Below are 25,899 nucleotides of genomic sequence, written 5' to 3'. Positions count from 1 at the left end.
AAAATAAATTATAGGGACTCTTATAGAAAAAGGTTTTCTTGGTTTATGAAGCAATTTCATCAAGAAGCACCTCGAGTTTTTCTGAAGAAAGTTTAAAAATTTTTATTTCTTTACTGTAGACAAGAAGAGCTTGGACATCTTTGCTTGGATAAATAGCCTGTAGCAGCTTTTGGTAAAGGGCCATTTGCAACAAATAGCGTGGAGCGATAGCAGCTTCGCTTTCTGGTGGTGTTCCAGTTTTAAAATCAGCAAAGATAATGCTGCCTTGTGTGATGTATAGACGGTCAATTTGACCGGAAATTGATTGTTCTTTACCACGAACTTTTACAAGACCCATGAGAGAGACTTCAGCACGTGAATTGACAGAAAAGAGGGGTTTGAGGTAGGAATGATCTAGTATCTGCCAAACATGATGAAGTGCTTCTTCCCTTTGGGATTCATGCCAATGAGAGGTTTTTGTATTGAGATAGTGTTGGGCGTAATCTCGACGTTTTTCGAGAGGGCAATTGGGTAGATATTGTAGCAATCGATGCACAATATTCCCATATTCAATGGAAAAAGCTCTGTTGGTGTTTGTTTCTCCTAAAACAGGTGAAATGCTAAGCTGTTTTGTATTGGAAAAAATCTCCGCATCAGCCTCAATAGAGAGACTCGCAACAGAGGGTCTTAATGGTTTTGGCAGGGCTGGTTCTACGGGTACTTTATGGAAGAAAAAATCCGGTAAAGGCGGAAGTGCCAAGCTATCAGTGCAGGATACTTCTTGGTTTATAGGGGCAGAAGAAGGTGTGATGCAATAACGCCAAGCTGCAATATCTTCTGCAGGACCTTTTATTGGCACTGCGTGTGGTTCAAGAGCTTTTTTTACCAATTGTAGCCACGTATGAGAGGGGGATTTCTCTCTTTTATATCCACAAATAAATAATCGATCTTCAGCGCGTGTCATGCCTACATAGAGAAGGCGTTTATATTCTTCTTCTGCACGTTCTTTTAAATGCGAAAGTGCTTTTTCAGAGGGGGGGGTACTGAATTCTGCGTTAGGACGCCAGATAAAAGTTTGTTGGTCGCTTAATTGTTTCTTGTTTAAGGGAACTTTCAGAAGGTGTGGTGCATGTTGAGAATGCCAAACAGCACTCCCTGGGTCGACGAGAAAAACAACAGCAGCTTCCAATCCTTTAGCAGCATGAACCGTCATAATACGGACTTCTTCGTGGTTTTGATCAAACTCACGTTTAATTTCTGGTTCGCTTACACTTAATGTTTCCAAAAAAGCTTGCAATCCTGGTAAGCCTGTTTTCTGGATCGTGAGTGTGTAATCCATAAAAGCATCGAGCACGTCATTTGCTTCAGATCCTAAACGGGCTAGAATTTTTTGTCGTCCCTTATCATTGTTCAAAATATGGCTATAGAATTCAAAAACTGGTATTTTATCCACGAGAGCGCGATAGTGGCTTAAGGTTTCAAAGGCATGTTGAAAAGATGTATGCAATGAGGCATATGTACATAGGCTTTGCCAAAGGGAATCTGTACGGTGTGCTGCAAGCTGATAAAGTTCTTCTTCGCTAAGTGAAAAAAGTGGACTTTTTAAAACACAAGCAAGAGAGAGATCATCTTGTGGTTGCAAGACAAAGCGTGCAAGTGCCATTAAATCACGCACACTAATGTGGTTGGTAAGCTGTAAACGGTCAGCACCAGCTACGGGAATATTATGTTGTTTAAGTGTACGAGAAAGCGCAGAGACGAATTCATCGCGCTTGCGAACCAAAACCATGATATCACTTGCACGCATTAAGCGCCCTTTTGCTGGAAGCATTTCTCCTTTCTGTAACCAGTTTGCGATGGTTTCAGCAATTTTTTCCGCCAGATGTACTTCCGGCGTATCTAACTGATCAACAGTTAAATGCCAATCGTCAGGAAATTCATGAGTTTCTTTAGAAAATGCATCCCATAAAATAACTTCACCGGGGCTGTGAATACGAATAGCTTCGTGCACTGTTTTGGTATTTTCTGCTGAAAGCCCTTTGTAATTTTCTGGTGTTTCAAAAACAAGATCGACACTTTTAAGGACATCAGCAGTAGAACGAAAAGAATAATTCAGTTGTATTTTTTCAAATTTCTGCTTCGCTTGTTCTGCTTTTTTTTGGATCATTCTCCCATTTGCAGCAAAATTTTCTGGAGCAGCGCCTTGAAAAGAATAAATAGATTGTTTTTCATCTCCAACAGCAAAAAGAGTACGGGTATTTGTACGTTGACCATGACCTGTGAAAAATTCTTGCGCTAAAAGTTGAATAATTTTCCATTGCTCAGGGTTTGTATCTTGTGCTTCATCAAGCAAAATATGATCAAGACCAAGATCAAGTTTATAGTGTACCCATTGGCTAGCACCTTTTCGTTGTAACAAATGGAGTGTCCGCTCAATGAGATCATCAAAATTTAAAAAACCATTGGATTTTTTTAAATTTGCATAAATTTTGAGATAGATGGCACAAAGCTGAAAAGCAGCTATATTGAGTTCGAGGATTTTTACGCATTGATATTTTTCTAAAAGAACAGAAAGTTTACTTTGTTTATCTTCTATTTCTTTTTGGACAAAGGGCCAAATTTCATCTGTTTTTTTACGCGCTAAACGTGAGAAATTACGGGGGGCGCCTGTCGTTTTGAAATAAATATCGGAAATAATGTTGATAATCTTTGTTTCATCAGAAGTTTCTGCTAATTGAGAAAATTTCGCAACTATATCCTTAAGATTCTGGTTGCCGTGAGTTTTGCAATGTGTAAGAGCATACAGGGGCAGGCGAGCAGTCTGTTGAATTTTTTCCAGTAGCTGCTGGTTTGTATCATCAGGCGCTAAATTAAACAGCGCACGCAATTGTTCCTCTCCATTTTCAGAGAGAAGAGAGGATAAAAAATCAGATAGTTTATGTTGCTTTTCAGTTGCTTCATACAGCAATTGATTAAAACTGTGTTCACTGATAACCTTAAACAGTTGTTTCAAAGCGTGTTGTGCATCATTATGCTTCAAAAGTTGGCAGCGGGCTTCTTGTAATAATTTTTTTCGGTTGATATCATCTATGAGTTCGAAATGCCCTGCAATATTGGCTTCTAGCATAAATTGATGCAAGAGAGATTCGCAAAAGGCATGAATAGTTTGGATTTTTAAGCCACCAGGTGTTTCAAGGGCACGAGCGAAGAGTTGGCGTGCATAGGTTAATTTTTGCGCATTGATGGGTTTGTTTTCGAGCTGTGATAAGGTTTTTTGCAGCTGGTCATCATCAAGTTCGTTCCAACTGGAAAGTGTGCGAAAAATTCGCGATTGCATAACAGCGGCAGCGGCTCTCGTATAAGTGAGGCATAAAATACGTGCTGGAGGGGTACCATTTAAAAGCAAACGGATAACACGTTCGCTTAAAACGTGTGTTTTTCCAGAACCTGCATTTGCAGAAACCCATACGTTTTTTTGGGGGTGTGTTGCTGTTGCCTGTGCATCGAGGGCTGCTTCAGGAATAGAAAAAGGAGTCATGATTGACCTCCATTATGAAAACCATGAGACCATTCCCATAAGCGTGCCAGATGGTCATAATCACCTTCATAGTCTTTTTTGAAAGGGACTGCGTGTGAAAGGTAGCCTTGCTGTGGATTTTTATAATATTCCATTAATGTGATAAGATGTTCCCATGCTTTTTCACTGAGACTAATGACATTTTGGTGCTCTTTTTCCCCTTTCTTTGAAAAAATTGATTTGGGAGTGATTTCCCTTTTTCCATTGAGGGGAATGTAAAATAGATTTGAAGGGGTAAGATTTTGAAAATCTGTAAAGGCTCCTTTCATGAGCAAAGCTGCTTCCAGTGCCAATTGTGGAAATAATAAATGACGAACTTGTGTTGATGAGGGAGGCGTACTTGTTTTAAAATCAAGGATTTCCACCATTTTTTCTGGCAAAACATCAATACGATCAGCGCGTCCTGAAAGAGTTACACCTGTTGTACCTATCGGTATTTTTTGTGATGCGACTTCGGTATGTCGTTCTCGGGGCTCTAGACTTTGTTCCCACTGAAGAATGAAAGGAGCAAGGTTTTCAAAATTTGTCCACCAGATTGTTTCAACATCGGCAGGTAAATTGAACTTATCAAATTCTTGTCGTCCAAGAGTGAGCAAGGCATCCAACGCATTTGCGGCATTTAGATTCTTTATTTGTGTACCAAAAGCAGCAAGAATAGCGTGATAAAGTATTCCACGCTCAGAAGCACTAGGATGATAGATAAGCGCCTTAAGCGGTTTAAGACGCAAGATTTTTTTAGCATAGATGGCATAAGGATCATACCGCAAGGTTGCTATTTCAGTGACTGAAAAATGGCGAGGACGCATATTAAGGGGCGGTACAGGGCAAGGGCGCTCTGCACAAGCGATCATATTTGTACTATCGAGCATTTTTGCCCAATGGAGAAAACATTCTCCTCGGGCACGGATTTGTTTCCAAACCTGTTTTCCTATTACTGTTTCTAAACGTTGTAACCAGCGTGAAGGAAGTGAAGGAGCATGATTAACCCTTATCGCTCGACTCATCACGACTTTATTCATTCCCATAGCCCATTGAAAATCATGTGCGGAAAGACCAATACGCTGTTCTGGTGGTTCAAGAGTTAACATCATTTTCATCGGCCGCGATAAAAAAGCATCATTGCGGGTTGCTATGGGCCATGATCCTTCATTAAGTCCGCCGATAACCACCGTATCAACCGTTTGCAGACGTGATTCCAACGTGCCCCAAATGAATAAACGTGGATGTCCTCCGGGGGAAGGTGTTACAGAACGGGTGGCTATAAGAGCTGAAAATATGGCGGGCCATTCGCAAAGAGGAAATGTTAATTCTGATTGATCACTGACCAATTCACGCAAAAAAGATGCTAAAGCTTGTCCTGCTTCATGTTGATAAAGATGTTCAAGAGTATTATTTTCATCACGCCCAAAATTTTCAAAAACTTCAATTGTTGCTATTGCGACTTCATTGATAGTGCATTCTTTCTTTTGTTTCACGAGAGATGCTAAAGGTTCAATAGCTTGACTCAAAAGATGACAAAGGAGCTGTGCTTCTTCGCATTTCTGTTGATCAAGGGCATTGATTTCAGAAGTATTGTGGAAATGTGTTTCTATCCACTTTTCAAGAAATTGGTTGCATTCGCAAAAATTGATACGGCTCGTGTTGCCTCGCAGAACAAAGAGTTCAAAATTTTCTGCCATTTCGCGTAAGCGGTGACGGTTTTGTTCAAGTGTTGTGAGTGGGTGTTTGAGAAGAGAAAGAAAAGCAATTGGATCATGAGGTTGAAACACATTTTCTAAAAGAAGCCTTAACAGGGTTGAAGGCAATGTTTGTGCAAGTGGTATTCCTCCTGAATCATTTGCTTCAATTCCAAAACGCTGTAATTCAGCGGCAACACGGCGTGCTAAATTGCGGTCATTTGTAATGAGAGCGGCAGTTTTTTGAGGTTCTTCAATGGCATTGCGTAAAGCGACGGCGATGGCAAGAGCTTCTTCGCGCTCGTTGATAGCTTCAATGAATGACCAATCTGCACAAAGGTCTTCATAATCATCACGGACAATCTGTACCCACTTATCTGTTGTAGAAGCTGGTCGAAATGCTTCTGATAAAAGCGCTGTACGTTTTTTCTTTATGGGATTTTGTTGACCAATTTCACGAACATGAATGCGGTGACATTTCATGAGAGAGAGAAGTTTTTTAAAATGATATTGAGGATGGCTAAAAATATTCGCTGTATGATCAAAAGAATGACAAGTTGCCTTTTCTTTATTGGTTGTGCCTAATGCCTCCCATTGTTCTTCATCCATATGAAGATCAAGCCCAGGAAGAACAACAGCTCCTTTGGGTAGAGAAGCAATGACCTTTAAAAGATAAGAAACTGCGGGAATAGAACCTGACACACCAGCTGCAAGGATAGGTTTATGAGGTTGTGTATGGTTTAGAGTTTCTGCATGCATTTTGAGAGTTTGATTACGCCATTCAACAGGATTGCTTCGTTGTCTTTCTTGTAAAATTTGTGGCCAGTTTTGTGTGACAATGGTAAGAAAATCGAGTGTTATTTGCCACCATTCGGCTACCATATCAGGAACAATTTTATTCAGTTTTGACCAATCTGCTGCTTCTGTTTCAATTTCATCCATTAACTTTGCTAAATCTTGAGCAAGCCAAATTGCATCGGCAGTGTGAGCAGGAATAAGCACTTCTTCTGTACCAAACATGGCACGCAAATGAGCCGGTAAGTTTTCACGCCAAGGACGAATGAGGCGCGCTAAAAGCAGAAGACGTTCACTTTCTTCAATGGGAGGATATAGAGTGTTGGTATGGTTTTCTGCAAAAAGGAAACTTTCTTCGTCCAGATCTCCCAAAGGGCGAATGGTTGGCAAAAAGCTTGACTTTATATTGCTTCTTTCAACAAAGGCTGTACGTAAAGCGCGGGCAGCACGACGTGTTGGCACATAAATGAGGGTATCGGCAAGAGCCATTTGGATATCCCCATTGGGCGCAAAGTTATCAATAAGTGCACCAGAAAATAGTGCATCAACAAAATGCGGTAGAAAAGGAGTTCCCGTAGAAATAGAAAAGACACGTGGTTTATAGGTCATGTAATCTCATTTGGGATGTGTGGAAAATATTCTATTTTATGAATTATTTGCATGATTTCTACTGTATACAATTTTCATGCAGGGAAAAACTAAAAAGCTCTATTTGTGCAGTGGATTTTTTTAACTATCTTGAAAATCAAGAAAATCAATGCGGGCAATTCCTTCTTTATACATGAGCCAAGGAATATTGGATAAATGATAATCACGCATATTATAGTGCTTGACAATAATAGCAGGGAATTTGAAGTAAAAATTTTGCAAATTTCTTTTTTGAAGGCCAAGTTTTTTGGTGAAAGAAAGCCAGCAATTCGCTACAAGCGATAGAGTGCTCTTTCAGAGGCTTACCGATTTTATCGGCAAGTCTTTCACGCCAGAGATTTTCTAAAATTAAAAAGATTTTTTTCTTAATCTTTGACAAAAATATGGAATGCAGAAAATCTATTGTCTCAAATAAGCTGGTTAATCCCTACAAATTGACGGATACCTTTTATAAGATATGGCATTGTTGCATGGGGAAGGAATCTGTTTGCATAATTTGTACATCCATGAAGTCATTTATAATGATTTCCATCATTGAGAAGTTTTTAAGTATATGTACAAGCATCATTAGCCAAAAAATGATGATAAACATGACCGCGGTTATGGATTTTTAAAAATGCGCGAATTTGCAAAAGATCGCTGTAGACCCTCAGTAGAATGTTGTGCTGATGTAAGTGTCACATGACGCCCATGATCCTTATATTGTAAGGTGAGAGCAAAAGTAGTTGGTCCTAAAAGATCTTCACCTTTTTCTGGCCATTCGACGAGTAAAATACTGTGCTTACGTGCTTCTTGAAGCCCTAATTCGTCAATTTCTTCTGCCATAGAAAGGCGATAAAGATCAGCATGGATAATTTCAAATTGTGGAAGTTGATAGCTTTGAACAAGTGTGAAGGTAGGGCTTGGAACATCTAAAGTATCATCCTTTGCAAGTGTGTGGATGATTGTACGTGCGATGGTTGATTTTCCTGTTCCAAGATCGCCTTGCAGCGTCACAAGATCACCAGGTTTTAAAGCAAGGGCTAAATCGTGCGCGAAAATTTGAGTTGCTTCTTCATTCTCAAGAAAAAAACTAAAATGCATGAAGAGTTCCGTGAAATGGATGAAAAAAAATTATAATAAGACCGCTGGGATTAAAAAACTGTATCTCCTTTAGAAATTGGGAAAAAACATTTAACCGTTGTTCCTTGTCCTGTACCGGTGAGAATTTCAACGTGTCCACCATGAAGCTCAACGAAGCTTTTAACAAGGGAAAGACCAAGGCCTGCTCCTGCACGCCCACCATGGTGTGAATGGGAAGAAAAACGTTTGAAAACGCGATCAAGAACATCCTCTGGGATATCAGATCCCTCATTGTGGATACTGAAGACAATGTGATCATCTTGTTCGTCTGCACAAAACTCAATAGTGCTTGCCTCTTTTGCAAAATTAATAGCATTACTAAGAACATTGACAAAGATTTGATGCAAACGTGTTGCATCAGCAAAAATAAAATTTAAAGAAGGCGAAATTTGTTGTGAGAGCGTAATATAACGTCCATTAAGACGTTCTTCCACGCGTGCTACTGCTTGCACCATAGCATCAGCAATATTAACCGATTGTATGTCAAGCTCCATGATGCCCGCATCGAGGGTTGCAAGGTCAAGAATATCATTAACAATATTCAAAAGAGTACCTGATTCTGAGTGAATATACCCGAGATATTGCGTTTGGCGTTCATTGACAGAGCCAAAAATTTGATCACGTAAAATATCAGAAAATCCAATAATATTGGTAAGAGGTGTACGTAATTCATAAGAAACATGTTGGACAAATTCATTACGCAAACGATCAGCACTTTCTAAGGCTTCATTTTTTTCTTGGAGAGCACGCGCGACATGGATGCTGTCTGTAACATTAACGAATGTGAGCATTGTTTGCCCATTGGGAAGTGGGACCAATGTATAGTCAATAATCGTTCCATTTATGAGGTCCATACGGCCTGAATATGTATCGCGTTTTTCATCAAAACCTGTAATAAATTTGGTAAATTCGTTCCATTCTTTCCCCACGGTTAAGGTTGAACAATGGCTTTGTAATTGTGTAATATGGGTACCTTCTACCAATAAATTATACGGGAGAGACCATAATTTTGATAAGGCTGGATTCGATAAACGAAGACGCCCATCACTGCCAAAAACGACGACACCTTCTGAAAGCTTATCAAGTGTTTCGCCTTGTATTTTAATGAGTGTATTATAGCGTCGTTCGAGATCAATTTTTTCTGTGAGATTTTCATAAAGCCAAGTCACACCTCCTTGAGGGTGAGGGCTAGAAATAACGCGTACTGTGCGCCCATCTGGAAGATTCCAAATTTGTTGATTCGATTCTGTTTGTCGATAGGCTTTAAAAAGTTCTTCTTTCCACACACGCCAATCGGGGTGTTCAGCAATGAGTCCTTTTTCACGCAAACGTTCAAGAAGCAACGTATGACTTGGTTCACTTTCTAAAAAAGAACTCTCCAAAGGCCATAAAATTTTAAAAGCATGGTTGCAGAATTTTAATTTTTGGTTGGTATCAAAAATAGATACAGCTGTTGAGATTTGGTCAAGTGTTTCACAATGGTTTTGCAACACACGTTTTAGTTCATTAGAAAGATTTTCATATGCGCTGTCATCATGCGCAAAAGCGGCCATTCCTTCAGCTGTTATAAGCCGTGTAAGATGAAAACGGTGCCGTTCTCCATCAATAACGGTATGAACATGCTCTTGAAAAATCGTTTCTATTTCATCTGTTTTGTGGTGTGGTGTGTCCTTGAAAAGATCATCTATTTCATTGCTACCTTCTCGAAAACCGGTTATTTCTTTAAAGGCACGATTGATAAAACGAACATTCCCTTTACAATCTCGTATCCATACAGGTTCTTGAATATGATCAAGAAGGTTGCGCTGCATTCTTAGCTCAGTGAGGATTTGGGCAATATCTTTCTGCAAATGCGCATTTTCGCTCTGTTGTGTTGAGATGTCTTGAAAACGCGCAATGGCTGCTGTTCCAGCAATGACTCCTGTAACTTGTAACAGCATATTATTTGTGGTGGTGATGGAAAGTTCAAAAGAGTGAGATTGGTAACGCAATAGCGTTAATGCGTGGTCCAGTTCTTGTCTTGAATTTTCTTCAATCCAGAGCTCAAAGCATTGAAAATTTTGCTGTTGAATTCCTACTTTTTGTAATGAGGGAATATTACCAACCACACGAGGTGAAGCTGTTGGACTCTCCCAAATAAGAAGAAATTGCCCTGTTTCTTCCAGAAGCCATTCATAATATTTAAGTTTTTCAGAAAAATCTTCTTGAATTATCTGCAGAGGTTTTTGTGAAGTTTTTTTTGCATGCATAATAATTGTCATAGACATGAGAAGTAAGGCACAAAAAACACCTCCGCAGAGCGCTACAAGAAGCCATGGACCATCTGGTAAAGTGAAGTGGAATGGAAGATACATTTCCAATGATTGAGCAACAACATGTGTCGGAAAAAAAAAGCAAAAAAGGCAAAAAATGTGCGTATAGATTCGGATCATTTTTTGAGCTTTTTCTTTGGGGTTATGATCACCAAAGTTGAGCACGGCACTTTTTCCCTTTTCTTTTAACCCAAGGAAACATTTTAGTAACGATAATGATCTGGTTTATAAGGTCCTTGTGGTGTAACTCCAATATATGCAGCTTGTTCTTCTGATAAAACGCTTAATTTTATTCCTAGACGATCAAGGTGAAGACGCGCAACTTTTTCATCAAGGTGTTTAGGTAAAACAGTGACTTCATTTTTGTAGTGTTCTGAACGGTTAAAGAGTTCAATTTGCGCTAAAACTTGATTGGTAAATGATGCAGACATAACAAAAGAGGGGTGCCCTGTAGCATTGCCGAGGTTAAGCAAACGTCCTTCAGAGAGCAAAATGATACGTTTTCCATCAGGAAAGGTAATCATATCGACTTGCGGTTTAATATTTGTCCATGGCAAGTTTCGAAGAGCGGAGACTTGGATTTCATTATCAAAGTGACCAATATTCCCAAGAATACACATATCTTTCACTTGCCGCATATGATCTAATCGTACAACATCTTTATTTCCCGTTGTTGTGATGATAATATCGGCACTGGAGGCTGCATCATCTAAATCAACAACTTCATAGCCGTCCATAGCAGCTTGAAGGGCGCAGATTGGGTCAATTTCTGTCACTTTAACACGTGCTCCAGCACCTGAAAGAGAGGCTGCTGAACCTTTTCCTACATCGCCATAGCCACAGACAATAGCTGTTTTTCCAGCTATCATCACGTCTGTCCCGCGCCGGATACCATCTACTAATGATTCTCTACACCCATATTTGTTATCAAATTTTGATTTAGTAACGCTGTCATTGACATTAATGGCAGGAAAAGGCAAAAGCCCTTCCTTTTGTAATTGATAAAGACGGTGTACCCCCGTTGTGGTTTCTTCACTCACACCTTTGATTGCTGCACGCTGGCGTGTGAAAAATCCTAGTGTGGCAGTCATACGTTTTTGAATCTGTTTGAAAAAAAATCCCTCTTCTTCTGTTTTGGGATGAGAAAGAATGTCTTTATTTATTTCCGCTTGATAACCTACTAAAATATAGTTTGTAGCATCAGCTCCATCATCTAAAATAAGATTGGAAAGATTGCCATCAGGCCATTGGAAAATGGCATCTATATAAGTCCAATATTCTTCAAGAGTTTCGCCTTTAACCGCAAAAACAGGGGTACCAGTAGCTGCAATAGCTGCTGCGGCGTGGTCTTGCGTAGAAAAAATATTGCTAGAACTCCACCGTACATCGGCGCCAAGCGCTTTCAATGTTTCAATTAAAACAGCTGTTTGAATCGTCATATGCAATGAACCAGAAATACGTGCTCCACGCAAAGGTTGGCTGGAACAAAACTCTTTACGACAAGCCATTAAACCAGGCATTTCTGTTTCGGCGATATCAAGTTCTTTACGCCCGTAGGCAGCTAGCGCAATGTCTTTGACAACATAATCTGGAGTTGCCATTCTTTAATCCCTTTAAAATTATTTATCCCCAGAGGGTAGGAGAAATTGGAAAAGACGGTAGGAGAAATTAAAAAAAAATGCAAGCCAATAGAAAGACTTCTTTATGTGGAAAAATTATTTTTAAATCTCTATAAATCTGTCCCCTAAATTCACATTTACATCTCAAATGATAATGTTCCCGTAAAAATAATAGGGGATTTATAAGTTTTTTAAGTAAGAAAAATTTATCAAATTTTACTGCTTTTGATCTGTAAGGAAGATAGCATGACAAGAAAGGTTGTTATGAGATTATTTTTTTGAAAAGAGAATAAAATATGTGCATTTCATCAATACAGACATTTTTTAATAAAGGTTCATAGACTTACAAAAGGAATATGCGCGTTTTGTTGTTTGTTAAGATCAGCCGTATGTTCGGGATAAAGTATTAAGACCGATCAATGGGAAGCTATCCTAGCGTTTGTAGAGCAGATTGGAACCAAAACATTAACTATTCTACAGGGTTTATATCTCAAATCAGAACATAGCTTCATTTGGGAAAAACAGGAAGGCGTAGCGTTAAGAAAGATTTCTCAGATTTGCTCTTTTTCTGAGTTTGGTTTTACAACTTTCAAAAATCCACAGCAATATCTTTTAAATAATAAAAATTGCGTTATGCATCGCATTTTAATAACATCACATCCTTTCACGAAGAAAGTGCGTCATTGTGTTTCTCATTTACGTGCTTTTTGAAGAAATATCTTACCTTGTTTGTCACTCCATTTTCTGGTGCTGCTTGTAAATGGTATAATGTAGGTGATACCACTGTCCTTATGGCCTTAGAGCAATAAGCTAAAACCATTTTTACCCATAGAATGCTCTCTCTTGTGATGTGCGGATAGAATTTTTATAATTCTGAATACAAAAGATTAAAATGAAAAAATATAATTCTATTCAGTCCTCTCATTTCAAGAGGGGAAAATGAATCATTATCAATCAAGAGCTTGACTCATTCTTGCGAGAATATGTACTAAGCTGGCAAATTTTTGGAAAATTGACCTTGTGGACGAAATCTCCAGAGATAACTTGGTAAGAGAGCAGCCATTGTTTTGGGAGAAATCCCTGCTCCTTCTAAAGTATATCCATTTTCTATAGCTTCTTGAGAAACAATGTTATCCACTTGCAGGAAGCGTATTTGATGAGCTGTGAGAAATGTTGGTAAGAGAGGTAATTTACCGATAGTTCCCAAAACACCCCCAATTAATAAACCTGCAGAAAGAGGCATGGAGAGAATTGTTTTTTTACGATGAACAATTTTAAGTATATTTTCAAGGATATTTTGGAATGTAATAATCTGGGGTCCTCCAAGATCATAGCTTTTTCCAGAGAGAACTTGTCCTTCTAAAGCGCGGACGATAAATTCAGCAATATCGCCAACATATACGGGCTGCAATTTGCTTTGTCCCCCTCCAAAAAGGGGCATAATCGGTAAAAAACGCGAAAAGTTTGCTAAGCTGTTGAAAAAACAATCTTCTGGCCCAAAGATAACAGAGGAGCGCATAATAATTGCTTGAGGATGCTTACTTTGAACAATTTTCTCACACATAGATTTAACGCGTGCATAAAGAAACGAAGCATTTTCATTGGCTACAAGTGCTGACATATAAAGAAGTGGAATACCAGCTTCAGCTGTTAATTCAGAGACATTTTGTGTGCCGTCAATTTGTGTCTTTTGAAAGTTCGATTGATTTGCTTGTATTAAACTACCAGGAAGAAACACTGCCCCCTCTGCTCCAAGCAATGCCCGTGCAACAGAGGCACGGTGCTTGATATCAGTTTTAAGCATTTGGGTTTGTCCTACTTCTCCTATTTGGAGCATGTAATAAGCTTTTTGCGGACAACGAACGGCGATGCGAACGCGATAACCTCGTTTAGTGAGAGCTTCAACGACATGCCGCCCCACGAAACCAGATCCGCCAAAAACAGTAATAAGTTTAGGATGTTGGTAAAGTGCACGATCGAGTTGCATGGTTAAAATGTCTATCTTTCAAAGCTCTATGAATAACTGATTTCTAACATGGTGGTGTTTTATTGTCACGTAAAATATCACCGGCAAGGTAAAGGGAACCACCAATAAGCACAATTGCATCTTTATGCTCCAAGTTAATTTTCTGTAAAGCTTCTTGTAGATGAGCTTGGGGGAGGGCAGAGAGCCCTACTTTTCGAGCAGATTCAGCTAAAATCGTTGGACAAATACCTGCTGTGTTATTGGTCAGAGGGACTGTATAGATTTTATCGACAAGGTTGGCTAGAGGACGAAAATAACCAACAGCATCTTTGGTGTTGAGCATACCAACGATCATAATAAAAGGACGGTTTGTTTTTTTTCTCCATTGGGTAAGTTCTGCTGCTACAACTTTTCCAGCAGCAGGGTTATGTCCGCCATCTAACCATAAATCAATGCTAGGAGAGAGTTGATCAATCAAAAACCCATGCGTAAGATGTTGCATCCGTGCTGGCCAATAAATATTTTGCAAGGCGTGACTTATGGCTTGTTCTGAAAGTTGAAAACCCGCTTGATAAATTGCTTCAAGAGAAGCTCCGGCATTGGCAATTTGATGGGCGCCAACGAGGTTAGGAAGTGGAAGATCCATGAGGCCTTGATTATTTTGGAAAACCATACGTCCATGTTCTGTATAGCTTTGATAATCTTGATCAAAGAGGGAAGAAGGTGCTTTATTTTTATCCGCGAGGGTTGTTAAAAGTGGAAGAGTTTCCTCGTGACTTTGTTGACCAATAACCACTGGAACAGATGGTTTGATAATTCCCCCTTTTTGAAAAGCGATTTGTGCAATTGTGTTTCCAAGAAAAGCTTCATGATCATAATCGATGGGCATAATAAGCGATACAGCTGGCTTATTAATGACATTGGTGGCATCAAAACGCCCTCCTAATCCAACTTCTAAAATCACGACATCAGCTGGATGTGTACTAAACAGCATAAAAGCTGCTGCGGTGAAAATTTCAAAAATAGTAATCGGTTTTTGGCGATTCACTTTTATAATTTCACGAATTGTCTCAGCCAATTGGCTCTCTGTAACAAATTTGCCTCTTCCTTTTTGACCGAGCCTGCAGCGTTCATTCCAGTTAACAAGATGAGGTGAGCTATAGACATGAACGCGATAGCCGGCACTTTCTAAAAGAGCACGACAAACTGCACTAGCAGATCCCTTGCCATTTGTTCCAGCAATGTGAATAACAGGTGCAAGTTTTAAATGGGGATTGCCGAGCTTCTCCAAAACGCGAACAATACGCTCTAGAGAAAGATCAAATTTTTTCGGATAGTTTTTTAATAACTCATCTATCATCCCTTGTACTTGGCTTTTTCCCATGAGATTAAGCAGCTTCTGTATTAGAAAGCGATATCTGAGAATTTGTTGGAGATGGATGGGAAGGATGCACAGCTACAGGACATTTCATCATCAAGCGTAAAAGGCGTGCAATAGTCGTTTTCATTTCTAAACGCGAGACAACCATATCAATCATACCATGTTCAAGCAGATATTCACTACTTTGAAAACCTTCAGGTAAAGTTTCACGTATGGTTTGTTGAATTACGCGTGGTCCCGCAAAACCAATCATAGCGCCAGGTTCAGCAATGTGAATATCGCCAAGCATGGCGTAAGAAGCAGTCACGCCACCTGTGGTTGGATTGGTCAGAACAACAATATAGGGAAGTTTTGCTTCTTTCAGCATTTCAATTGCGACTGTTGTACGGGGCATTTGCATCAATGAAAGTGTTCCTTCTTGCATGCGTGCACCGCCAGAAGCAGCAAAAAGAACTAAAGGACATTTTTCGGCAATGGCAGTCTCAAAAGCTTTAATGATAGCTTCTCCTGAAGCCATACCAAGGGATCCCCCCATAAAAGCAAAGTCTTGAACAGTAGCTATAATTGATAAACCTTCGATAGTACCATGTGCACTTAAAATATTGTCATCAACTCCAAGTTTAGAACGATAATCTTTTAACCGATCGATATAGCGTTTTTCATCGCGAAACTTTAAAGGGTCTGTGACGACTTTTGGATTTTCAAGAGGCGTATAAACACCATCATCAAAAAAATGCATGAGACGATTTTTAGCACTGATACGCATGTGATAACCAGAATTGGGGATGACATATTGATTCATTTCCAGATCTTTATGAAAGACCATTTCACCATTGGTGGGATCTTTAATCCATAGATTATCTGGAATTTCACGGCGCCCCAATATAGAGTTAATTTTAGGACGAACATAATTTGTAATCCAGTTCATCTTTATAGCCTCTCTTTAAATATTATACACTTTTTGCATGATTTGAAAGAATACTAAGACTGAAGTGATGAAATCCACTTTACAGCTGAATAGACGAGTCTCTCTAATATTTTTACGAGTATACGTATAGTTCTAATTCCATTATCCTTTAATTTTTCTGGTCCATGTCACAGCAATCATCTGCATGAGGAGTATTCCTTACAACAAATCTCTCAGTAGTTTAATAACTTATGTTATTTGTTCACTTGCTTTGATATCAAAATCTGTTCCCTGCACTGGTTGGCTTTTCATTTGCTTCTGATGAAAATGAATATTCGATTCATCATTAATATCAACGGTTTTGAAGCAAAGAAGCCCTAGAATTATAAAGACTATAACAGTCCATAAAAACAATGGACATGACAGTGCTATGTTAACGAAGTACCAGTACCAGAGCAAGATTTTTTTAAAAGGGTTCCTTTGATGAGAGAAATGAAAGCCGTTGTTTAAAAGAGTGAGTCTATTGTAAACTCTCTTTTGTTCATGCATTTTGTAGCTTTTAAGTGAATAAGCATCATTATTTTTGTGTAATGCATACGGTGGTCTTTTGGGAAAGCATCTTGTGTAAGTGTGTCATAAAGGCGGCTGCGAAAAGTGGTGCTGCTAAGTTAAGGATAGGAATCGAAACAAAAAGCGCGATCAATAATCCTGCCCCAAAAACCGTCAAGTAATGAACGCGTAAAAAAGCATGCGCTTCATGTTCAGTTCGAAAACGGTAAGCGGCAAACACAAAATATTCACGACCAAGCAGGTAGCCATTAATAACATAAAAGGCGATCAAATTAATACTTGGAACGAAAAACAAAAGAAAAGCGATTCCATTGCCGATAAGGCTTAAAAGAACAAATTTCAAAGAGAGAATGAGAGAACGTCCAAACGGTAGTGCTTGTCCAATAGGCTCGTTTGGATAATCTTCTTTTTCAATAATTTCGGCAGCAGAATCAATGAAAAAACTCCCAATCATAGCGGTAATTGGGGCAATCAAAAAAGCCATCAGCAAAGCTAAACCAAGATTAAAAATGATAATCATGCCCAATCCCAACCATCCTGCCCAACTGGGTAATCCGGGGAAAAAATGAGCAATCCAAGGCCAAAAATAGGACACGAAAAGCTGGTGTACACATAACCATAAAATAATGAGTACAATAAAAGTAATCCCCAATGCTTTTAAGATCATAATGCGATATGCTGGGGTCAGAAGACGTTGTAAAGCACGATAGGCGGAAGTAAAAATCATAATAACCAAGTAAATAAGAGAAAAAAAGTGAAAACAAGAGAGAGTGAAATGTGCTTTATATAGGAACTTATTTCATAAAGCTTATAATGTTGTTGCTTAAGGGTAAACAGTCAAGAAAAAATATTTCTATTCCTTATACATTGCAAAAAATCCCGATAGAATTTTTTATCATGTTCATGAAAGAAGCAACAAGAGTGAATGGCAATAAAACCGCCAAGACTATCTGTGTTATAAAAGGCTAAAATAGGTAAAGATTTTCATTTCTTTCGAATATGGAGAAGTTTACTCTTTGTACAAAGGGGATTATTCAATCAATAGGATTATACCTAGAAAGAGCTTGACGTATTTTGATGTGTACGCTTCATTTTTTGCTTGGTATTGCATTTTTTATAATCGATTCATTTGTGCGAAATTTTTATTTTCATTTGAAACAAAGAGTTTCTTACTTATTGGCGAGTAGGACTATAAGACTTGAAGAATGATATAATAACCTTTGCTAATTTTTGTGCTACTTGTTGTTTACTCATGTGTGGCCAGTGTTCGACATTGTCTTTGCTAACAAGACAAACTTGATTTGTGTCAGCACCCATGACGCTTGTTCCATCAGCGTGAAGAGAAATATCATTAGCAAGAATAAAGTTTGCTCCTTTTTCGACACATTTTTTTTGCGCATTTGCAATCATGTCACAGGTTTCAGCAGCAAATCCAATGACCAATGGGGGGCGGTTTGGAGCATGTCCAATGGTTGCTAAGATGTCAGGATTTTCGACCATATGCAAAGATGGTGGTGTTTTATGAGCACTTTTTTTGATTTTGTGCAAAGAGTGTGTTTGGCTGCGCCAATCGCAAACAGCAGCGACAAAAATTGCACCATCGGCAGGCAATGCGGCTTGAACAGCTTGTAACATCTGACATGCTGTTTCAACATGGATGGTTTTCACTGCTTCGGGGGCGGCAAGATTAACTGGTCCACAAATAAGCGTCACTTTGGCACCTAAATGTGCAAGAGCTGTTGCAATGGCGTGACCTTGTTTACCCGAAGAACGATTAGCAAGATAACGGACAGGATCAATGGGTTCATGGGTAGGACCAGAGGTGACAATAAAATGGCGACCAGAAAGAGGTTTTTCTTGTACACCTAAAAGAGCTTCTACTGCAGCTACAATAGTTAAGGGTTCACTCATACGTCCACAGCCACTTTCATCGCGTTCAGCCATTCTACCAATTTCTGGTCCTACGATATGAACGCCATCTGTGCGTAATTTTGCCACATTGCGAACAGTTGCTGGATGTGTCCACATTGTTGGATTCATGGCGGGTGCAATTAAGAGTGGACAGCGTGCTGCTAAAAGCACACAATCAGCCAGATCATCGCCTATCCCATTGGCTATTTTTGCAATGCGATTGGCTGTGGCAGGAGCTAAAATAATGAGATCAGCATCACGTGCTAGCCGAATATGGCCAATATCATGTTCTTCTTCGCGTGAAAATAAATCGCTATACACAGTACGGCCACTGAGAGCTTCAGCGGCTAAAGGCGTAATAAATTTTTGTGCTGCTTTTGTCATAACAATGTTTAAATCAGCTCCACGTTCTTGCAAACGGCGAATGAGATCAAGCGCTTTATAGGCTGCAATACTCCCACCAATAATAAGAAGTAGTGATTTTGATTGCAATGATTGCATTTCAAGTGGACTTGCTTGAGAGGGGAGTATAGCTGGTATAGTAGAATTGCTTAAAAGGCGGCGGACTTCTTCTTCCATAGAAATACCATTTTTTGCGGCACGTATGCGCAAAGCTTCTTTAATTTCAGAGGAAAGGTTACGAATGGTAAGACTAGCCATAAGATATATCCAAGAAATAAATTGATTTCAATGATTTCATCATTGATGTTTTTTAGCATATTGAGCAGATTAGAAAAGACGAAAAATGTAAAAAGTGAGACAAACACAACAAAGTGCAATGATGAACAAACTATAACGACCATAACGGTTGATACGACTTTGCTCATGAGCAAGTTGTTTAAGGGTGAGAGGTGAAAGATTAAATCCTGTTTCTCTCATTTTATTGAAGTCCTCTTCCATACGTTGAAAATTTTGTATGAATTGTGGTGTCTTGCGTGCTAGAGAAAGCAGTGCTTGCGCCCCTTCACTGAAGTCTTTTGCAATTCCGACAGGTCCTAAATTTTTGCTAATCCATTCTCTGACAACGGGTTCAGAAGCTTTCCACATATTAAAATGAGGGTCCAATGTACGGGCGACGCCTTCAACGACAACCATGGTTTTTTGGAGCAGTAAAAGTTCAGGTCGTGTTTGCATGTCAAACAATTCAGTGACTTCAAACAACAATGTGAGCAATTTAGCCATGGAAATGCTTTGCGCGGATTGCCCATGAATTGGTTCACCAATAGCGCGATTGGCTTGAGCAAAGCTCTCAATATTATGGTGTGGAGGAACATATCCTGCTTCAAAATGGGCGCGTGCTACGCGATGGTAATCACGGGTAATAAAGCCATAAAGGATTTCAGCAAGGAAATGCTTTTCTTTTTTTCCCAATCGCCCTGTAATTCCTAAATCAACAGCAACAATACATCCTTTTGGGTCTACAAATAAATTACCAGGATGCATGTCAGCATGAAAAAAACCATCACGCAATGTATGGCGAAGGAAAGACTGAATAAGCGTAATTGCAAGCGCTTGTAAATCAAAGCCAGCTTCTTTGAGGGCAGAAATTTCAGATATTCTTATACCGTCGATCCATTCCATTGTGAGAACATTGCGTCCTGTTCGCTCCCAGTCGATTTTTGGAACCCGAAAACCTGTATCCTGTTGAATGTTTTCAGCCATTTCTGATATGGCAGCTGCTTCTAATCGTAAGTCCATTTCAATACGTGTGGTTTGTGCCAAAGTGTCAACCACACAGACAGGGCGTAGCCGTCGAGAAGCTGGTATATAACGCTCTTGTAAATGGGCAACCAGATAGAAACTTCTAAGATCTTGAGCAAAACGTGTTCTGATATTGGGGCGGATGACTTTAACAGCACATTTTTTTTTATGACCGCTTCCATCATCATATTCAGCAGGATGAACTTGGGCGATAGAAGCAGCGGCAATGGGGGGATAAAAGTTTACGAACAAATCATTGATAGGACGACCAAGCGAACTTTCAATTTGTGCAATAGCAGCAGTGCAAGAAAATGTTTGAACACGATCTTGTAGCTGTGACAAATCTTCTGCAATATCATGTCCAACAATATCGGGTCTGGTAGCAAGAAATTGACCAAGTTTTATGTAAGAGGGACCGAGCCTATTGATGGCATAAGTTATATTTTCACAGCGTTGTTTTTTCTTTGTTTTTCGTCGCGCTATTATACCTGCTACACGATGACATAATGCGGGAAAACCTTGAAGATCCTCGTGAGGAAGAGCACTTAAAACGCCTTCACGCGCTAAAACCCATCCTGCGCGCATCAATTGAAAGTAAGTAGAAATTTGCACCATTTTAAATTTTCCAACCTGAGTGCAATGCTGCGATCGCACCCGTAAGATTGCGATACGATACGCGCGAAAACCCCGCCTGATTGATCATATGGGCAAAATCGTTTTGTTTAGGAAATTTGCGAATAGATTCAACCAAATAACGATAAGCATCCCCATCATTTGCAATGATTTGACCAATCTTAGGGATAGCATGGAAAGACCAAAAGTCATAAAGTTTGTCGAGCAAAGGCATTTCAACATCTGAAAATTCTAAACAGAGGAAACGTCCACCCGGTTTTAAAACACGAAAAGCTTCTCTAAGGGCTTGGTCAATATGAGGCACATTGCGGATTCCAAAAGCAATAGTATAAGCATCAAAACTTTTATCTTCAAAGGGCAGATGTTCTGCATTGGCTTCGACAAAATCGATCAGAGGAGCGAGACCGTTTTTTTGTGCACGTTTTTTGCCGACACTAAGCATTGATCCATTAATATCAAGGACTGTAGCATGGGCTTTTTGGCGTGAAGCATTAAGAATGCGGAAAGCGATATCACCAGTACCTCCAGCTACATCAAGAACTTTCCAATTGGAAAGTGCTGGTGGAGAAAGCCATGCTACCATAGAATTTTTCCACACACGGTGTAACCCTAATGATAAGATATCATTCATCTTGTCATAGTTTTCAGCGACAGAGTGGAACACACCATCAACCATGGATTGTTTTTGTGCTTCATCAACTCTTGTAAAGCCAAAAGAGTACTCCATCCCACCTTTTGCTCCTACGCGTTCTGTTTCAGCTGCCATATGCATGACCTTCCTTAGTTTTTCTTTCATCGTAGTTGAAGTGAGAAGGAATGTTCAAATACGAAAAACAACGTATAAAACTACGATGCTTATACAGCTAGAAACAAAAGAGTACCTTTAGATATCGAGATTGGCAACGCTTAAGGCATTATCTTGAATAAAAATTCTCCGAGGTTCAACTTCATCGCCCATGAGACGAGAAAAGAGTGAATCTGCATCGGTGGCATCATTGATTTTAACTTGTAAAAGAGAACGCGCATCAGGATCAAGAGTCGTTTCCCAAAGCTGTTCAGCATTCATTTCTCCAAGACCTTTATAACGTTGGAGAGTAATACCTTTTTTACCATTTGCAAAAATGCTTTCTAATAAACTCATGGGGCCAAAAATACGCTCTGATTTGTCCTTACGGTGTAGAAGTGGGGGAGGGCTATATATTTCTATGAAACTTTTAGAAACACGATCAATTTGCCGCGCATCGGCCGAATTGATAAGCCCTGCATCTAAGGTAATAACATCTTTAACGCCGCGTAAAATACGTTCAAAACATAGACTGCCATCTGATCTATATTGACCACTCCAACCACGCTCTATATCATCAGCAATTAAATCAAGACGATTGGCGACCTTATCTGCTATTTCTTGAGCTTTTTCTGGTGTTGAAAGGGCTTCAGGATTAAAGATACCAGCAATTGCTGCTTGCTCAACAATCGTGCGATCATAGCGTGTGTGAAGACCATTTAAAAGTTGGCGTAACATACGGGCGTCTTCAGCAAGTTGGCGCAAATCAGCACCTGCGCGCATTTCACCTGTTGACAACTCAAGAGTTGCTTCTTCTAGCCCCGTATTGATTAAAAATTCTTCGAATGCTGTTTCATTTTTAATATATTGAGAAGATTTTCCCCGTAATACTTTATAAAGAGGTGGTTGAGCGATATAAAGATGTCCACGCTCGATCAATTCAGGCATTTGTCTAAAAAAGAAGGTAAGGAGAAGGGTGCGGATATGAGCGCCATCAACATCCGCGTCTGTCATAATGATGATTTTATGGTAACGTAATTTATCTGGTGAAAATTCATCTTTACCAATGGATGTTCCAAGAGCGGTGATAAGTGTCCCAATCATGTCCGATGAAAGCATTCGATCAAATCGTGCTCGTTCGACGTTCAGGATTTTACCGCGGAGAGGCAAAATCGCTTGATTTTGGCGAGAACGTCCACTTTTTGCTGAACCGCCAGCAGAATCTCCCTCGACAATAAAAATTTCCGATTTTGCTGGATCACGTTCTTGGCAGTCGGCAAGTTTTCCTGGTAGAGAAGTGATATCAAGAGCGCCTTTTCGTCTTGTGAGTTCACGTGCTTTGCGTGCTGCTTCGCGTGCTGTTGCAGCTTCTACCACTTTACTAATAAGCAACTTTGCTTCATTCGGGTGTTCTTCCAGCCATGCTGAAAGACCTTCATTCACTAAATTTTCAACAATAGGGCGCACTTCAGAAGAAACCAATTTGTCTTTTGTTTGTGAAGAAAATTTGGGATCAGGAACTTTGACTGAAAGAATAGCGGTTAGCCCTTCACGGCAATCATCACCGGTTAAATTAACTTTTTCTTTTTTTGCAATGCCTGAAGATTCAGCATATCCATTAATTTGGCGTGTTAAGGCGCTGCGAAAACCTATTAAGTGAGTTCCGCCATCACGCTGCGGAATATTATTTGTAAAACACAAGACCTTCTCATGATAGGAATCATTCCACCAGAGGGCAACATCGACACTCATTCCATCCTTTTCACTTGCAATGTAGATAGGATTATCAAGAAGTGCCTTTTTCGTTTGGTCAATATATTTGACAAATTCAATTAATCCGCCTTCATAATGGAGTTCAACGGATCGAATATCAGCATGACGTTCATCAACAAGAAGAATATGGATACCAGAATTTAAAAAAGCGAGTTCCCGCAAACGACGTTCCAAAGTGTCAAAATCAAATTCAACCATCGTAAAGGTTTCAGAGCTTGGTAAAAATCTGATCTCTGTTCCACTTTCTGTATCACAATCGCCAATAATGCTTAGCGGAGAATCAGCGACTCCGTGGGTAAATGACATTTCATGAATTTTGCCCTTGCGTTTGATTTGCAATTTAAGCCAAACGGATAGTGCATTAACAACAGAGACACCCACACCGTGTAGACCACCTGAAACTTTATAAGAATTTTGGTCAAACTTTCCGCCTGCATGAAGCTGTGTCATAATAACTTCAGCTGCTGAAATACCCTCTGTCGGGTGGATATCTGTTGGAATTCCACGACCATTATCACGAACAGAACAAGAGCCATCAGCATGGAGTGTGACGTTTACAAGAGTAGCATGACCGGCTAAAGCTTCGTCAATAGCATTGTCTACAACCTCATAGACCATATGGTGCAAGCCTGAACCGTCATCTGTATCACCGATATACATGCCAGGACGTTTGCGTACAGCATCAAGACCTTTGAGAACTTTGATAGAAGCAGCATCATAGTCACCATTTTGTGTAGGTGAGGTTATTTCATCACTCATAAAGTTAATCCATTTCTGTATTCAATTTGCGATATTTCATCAACTTTTCCGAAACTTGACGTTCTGTCCAGTTATTTATGGAATAACCATATCAGATATTTACCGTATATCAGATTGATATTCAACATCTGTCGGTACAGATAGAGGGAGAATGATTTGTGCATACACAAACATTTTTGTACTGTTGCATTGTATATGAGATGTAAAAATGCGAAAATTGATTTCATGAGTTCATGTTCCACGAGATATGCATGTTTTAAATGGAAATGGATAGGGACTTGGATTCTGCGAGCAATAAAATGATATTTCTTTTTTGTGAGAGGGAGAAAACGTAATTTTTGTGCTTTTATGGGTGCCCCTTCGACGATGTATAAATGAGTGATTTCATCGAATGATGTCATTTATGTTGTGTACTCTTTGCGTACTGTCTAAAAACAAGTGATATGCTTTTGCATTATATTTGGGTCATGCAAAGGATTTTGATAAAATTGTCTAGCAAAGTCAAAAGTATGTACAGCTTATTGCTGATAGAAGAGAAATCAGAATGCATTTTCTTAAGAGAAAAATTTTGCATTTAAAAAACACAAGAAATATTCTTTGTTTAACAGAAATACTTAGAAGAAAATAAAACTGACGGCAGTACAGAGGTTTTTTATTTACATTTCAAACTAAAGAAAAACCACTTCCCTTACAAATGAGTTTCTTTTATGCATTTGTGTGAAGAAGTTTTCGAGAAAATTTATATCCCCCCTATTCTGAAAACTGTAAAGAACTGTTAATTTTTTGGCAATTTGAAAGAATAGAAACAATTTTAATTCATGAAAGCAGCAGATATTTCAGTGAAGTGCGTTAGATATTATCACTGAAAAAGTTGTATTTTCTCTTTGAAAATGGGGGGATAAGATTTTGGAAATAAGGAAACTTATAAAGGGATTCCATATTTTTATTGGAGTCTTCTGTGTAGCATGGGGATTTCTGTTTTCTTCTTTTGCAGAAGCTAAAACGGTTGGAGGGCTCCCCTCTTTTTTTGATTCGCATGAACATTTGCTACAACCTGATACAACCGGTATTATTCGTTTGCGTTTTGTGACAACTTTTGATTTTCCTCCTTTTAACTTTCTTGACAAAACAGGGCACCTTGCAGGTTATCATATCGATTTATTGCGCGCTATTTGCTCAAAATTAAACCTTGAGAAATTTTGTGAGGTAGAAGTTGTTCCTTGGGAAGAGCTTGTAGAGCATGTCAAGAATGGTGGAGCAGAAATAATTATTGCTGGTTTAAAAGAAACAACGAAAACACATCAAGATCTTGTTTTTACAAAGTCTTATCTTCGCTTTCCGGCTAGATTTGTTGCTTCTCGACCTGTAAATTTTGATGAACCAATAAGTGATAGACTGACATATTTAAGCAGTGGGGTTTTGTTCAAAAGTGCACACGAAAAACTCTTTCAGAGTTATTTTCCTGAAGCTAAATGGCAAGGGTTTAAAGACAGGGTAGAACTCTATAAAGCGCTACAAGATCATAAAATTGATCTTATTTTTGATGATGGCTTCGCTTTATCATTATGGCTCAATGATTCAAAATCCAATGATTGCTGCTACTTTGTTGGAGGTGCATATATGGCTCCACAGTTATTGGGGCAAGGAATGCGTCTTGCTGTTGCAAAAAAGAACGACAAATTAATTGATATACTCAATTATGCCCTGAAGTCTCTCGAAAATGATGGCAAACTTGCGGAGCTTTATTTGCGTTATTTTCCAATAAGTTTTTATTGATGAATATTTT

General features: G+C 39.2%; 14 protein-coding genes. 1 reads left to right on the top strand and 13 read right to left on the bottom strand.

What is annotated here, in order from left to right:
- Positions 1-43: 43 nt before the first annotated feature.
- The 13 genes from addA to gyrB form a co-directional block, all read right to left on the bottom strand.
- Complete coding sequence (addA, locus tag J7R12_RS01210) at positions 44-3,517, bottom strand: double-strand break repair helicase AddA (protein ID WP_126602175.1); 3,474 nt, start codon at positions 3,515-3,517, stop codon at positions 44-46.
- A complete protein-coding gene (addB, locus tag J7R12_RS01205) occupies positions 3,514-6,636 on the bottom strand; it encodes a double-strand break repair protein AddB (RefSeq protein ID WP_126602177.1) in 3,123 nt (1,040 codons plus the stop codon). Before addB ends, addA begins: the two co-directional genes overlap by 4 nt.
- 639 nt (positions 6,637-7,275) lie before the next feature.
- A complete protein-coding gene (gene tsaE, locus J7R12_RS09170) occupies positions 7,276-7,758 on the bottom strand; it encodes a tRNA (adenosine(37)-N6)-threonylcarbamoyltransferase complex ATPase subunit type 1 TsaE (RefSeq protein WP_126602179.1) in 483 nt (160 codons plus the stop codon).
- 50 nt (positions 7,759-7,808) lie between these two features.
- A complete protein-coding gene (locus J7R12_RS01195) occupies positions 7,809-10,274 on the bottom strand; it encodes a PAS domain-containing sensor histidine kinase (protein ID WP_126602181.1) in 2,466 nt (821 codons plus the stop codon).
- A 38-nt stretch (positions 10,275-10,312) separates the two neighbouring features.
- Positions 10,313-11,710: an adenosylhomocysteinase gene (gene ahcY, locus J7R12_RS01190; protein WP_126602183.1), complete on the bottom strand. Its 1,398-nt coding sequence runs from the start codon at positions 11,708-11,710 to the stop codon at positions 10,313-10,315.
- A 1,006-nt stretch (positions 11,711-12,716) separates the two neighbouring features.
- Positions 12,717-13,715 (bottom strand): complex I NDUFA9 subunit family protein, encoded by a 999-nt coding sequence (locus tag J7R12_RS01185; protein ID WP_126602184.1) that lies wholly within the window; start codon positions 13,713-13,715, stop codon positions 12,717-12,719.
- Between the two features lie 43 nt (positions 13,716-13,758).
- Entirely contained in the window at positions 13,759-15,078 is a 1,320-nt protein-coding gene (locus J7R12_RS01180; RefSeq protein WP_126602186.1) for a bifunctional folylpolyglutamate synthase/dihydrofolate synthase, read from the bottom strand.
- Between the two features lie 4 nt (positions 15,079-15,082).
- A complete protein-coding gene (gene accD, locus J7R12_RS01175; RefSeq protein ID WP_126602188.1) occupies positions 15,083-16,003 on the bottom strand; it encodes an acetyl-CoA carboxylase, carboxyltransferase subunit beta in 921 nt (306 codons plus the stop codon).
- Between the two features lie 556 nt (positions 16,004-16,559).
- Positions 16,560-17,279 (bottom strand): sulfate transporter family protein, encoded by a 720-nt coding sequence (locus J7R12_RS01170; protein WP_126602190.1) that lies wholly within the window; start codon positions 17,277-17,279, stop codon positions 16,560-16,562.
- Between the two features lie 446 nt (positions 17,280-17,725).
- Positions 17,726-19,123, bottom strand: a complete 1,398-nt coding sequence (coaBC, locus tag J7R12_RS01165; protein ID WP_126602192.1) for a bifunctional phosphopantothenoylcysteine decarboxylase/phosphopantothenate--cysteine ligase CoaBC — start codon at positions 19,121-19,123, stop codon at positions 17,726-17,728.
- 69 nt (positions 19,124-19,192) lie between these two features.
- On the bottom strand, positions 19,193-20,779 hold the full coding sequence (gene ubiB, locus J7R12_RS01160; protein ID WP_126602194.1) for a 2-polyprenylphenol 6-hydroxylase: 1,587 nt from the start codon (positions 20,777-20,779) through the stop codon (positions 19,193-19,195).
- A gap of 1 nt (position 20,780) precedes the next feature.
- The gene (gene ubiE / locus J7R12_RS01155) at positions 20,781-21,563 is read right to left on the bottom strand and encodes a bifunctional demethylmenaquinone methyltransferase/2-methoxy-6-polyprenyl-1,4-benzoquinol methylase UbiE (protein ID WP_126602196.1); all 783 of its coding nucleotides are present in this window, start codon (positions 21,561-21,563) and stop codon (positions 20,781-20,783) included.
- Positions 21,564-21,680: 117 nt separating this feature from the next.
- Positions 21,681-24,113, bottom strand: coding sequence for a DNA topoisomerase (ATP-hydrolyzing) subunit B (gene gyrB / locus J7R12_RS01150; protein WP_126602198.1), 2,433 nt, complete (start codon positions 24,111-24,113; stop codon positions 21,681-21,683).
- Between the two features lie 906 nt (positions 24,114-25,019).
- Here gyrB and J7R12_RS01145 point away from each other — a divergent pair.
- The gene (locus tag J7R12_RS01145) at positions 25,020-25,889 is read left to right on the top strand and encodes a transporter substrate-binding domain-containing protein (protein ID WP_126602200.1); all 870 of its coding nucleotides are present in this window, start codon (positions 25,020-25,022) and stop codon (positions 25,887-25,889) included.
- The last annotated feature ends 10 nt before the right edge of the window (positions 25,890-25,899 follow it).

The organism is Bartonella vinsonii subsp. vinsonii, from assembly GCF_902825235.1.
Taxonomy (GTDB): Bacteria; Pseudomonadota; Alphaproteobacteria; order Rhizobiales; family Rhizobiaceae; genus Bartonella; species Bartonella vinsonii.
Note: the sequence above shows the minus strand (reverse complement) of the source record. Positions and strands in the feature narration are given on the sequence as shown.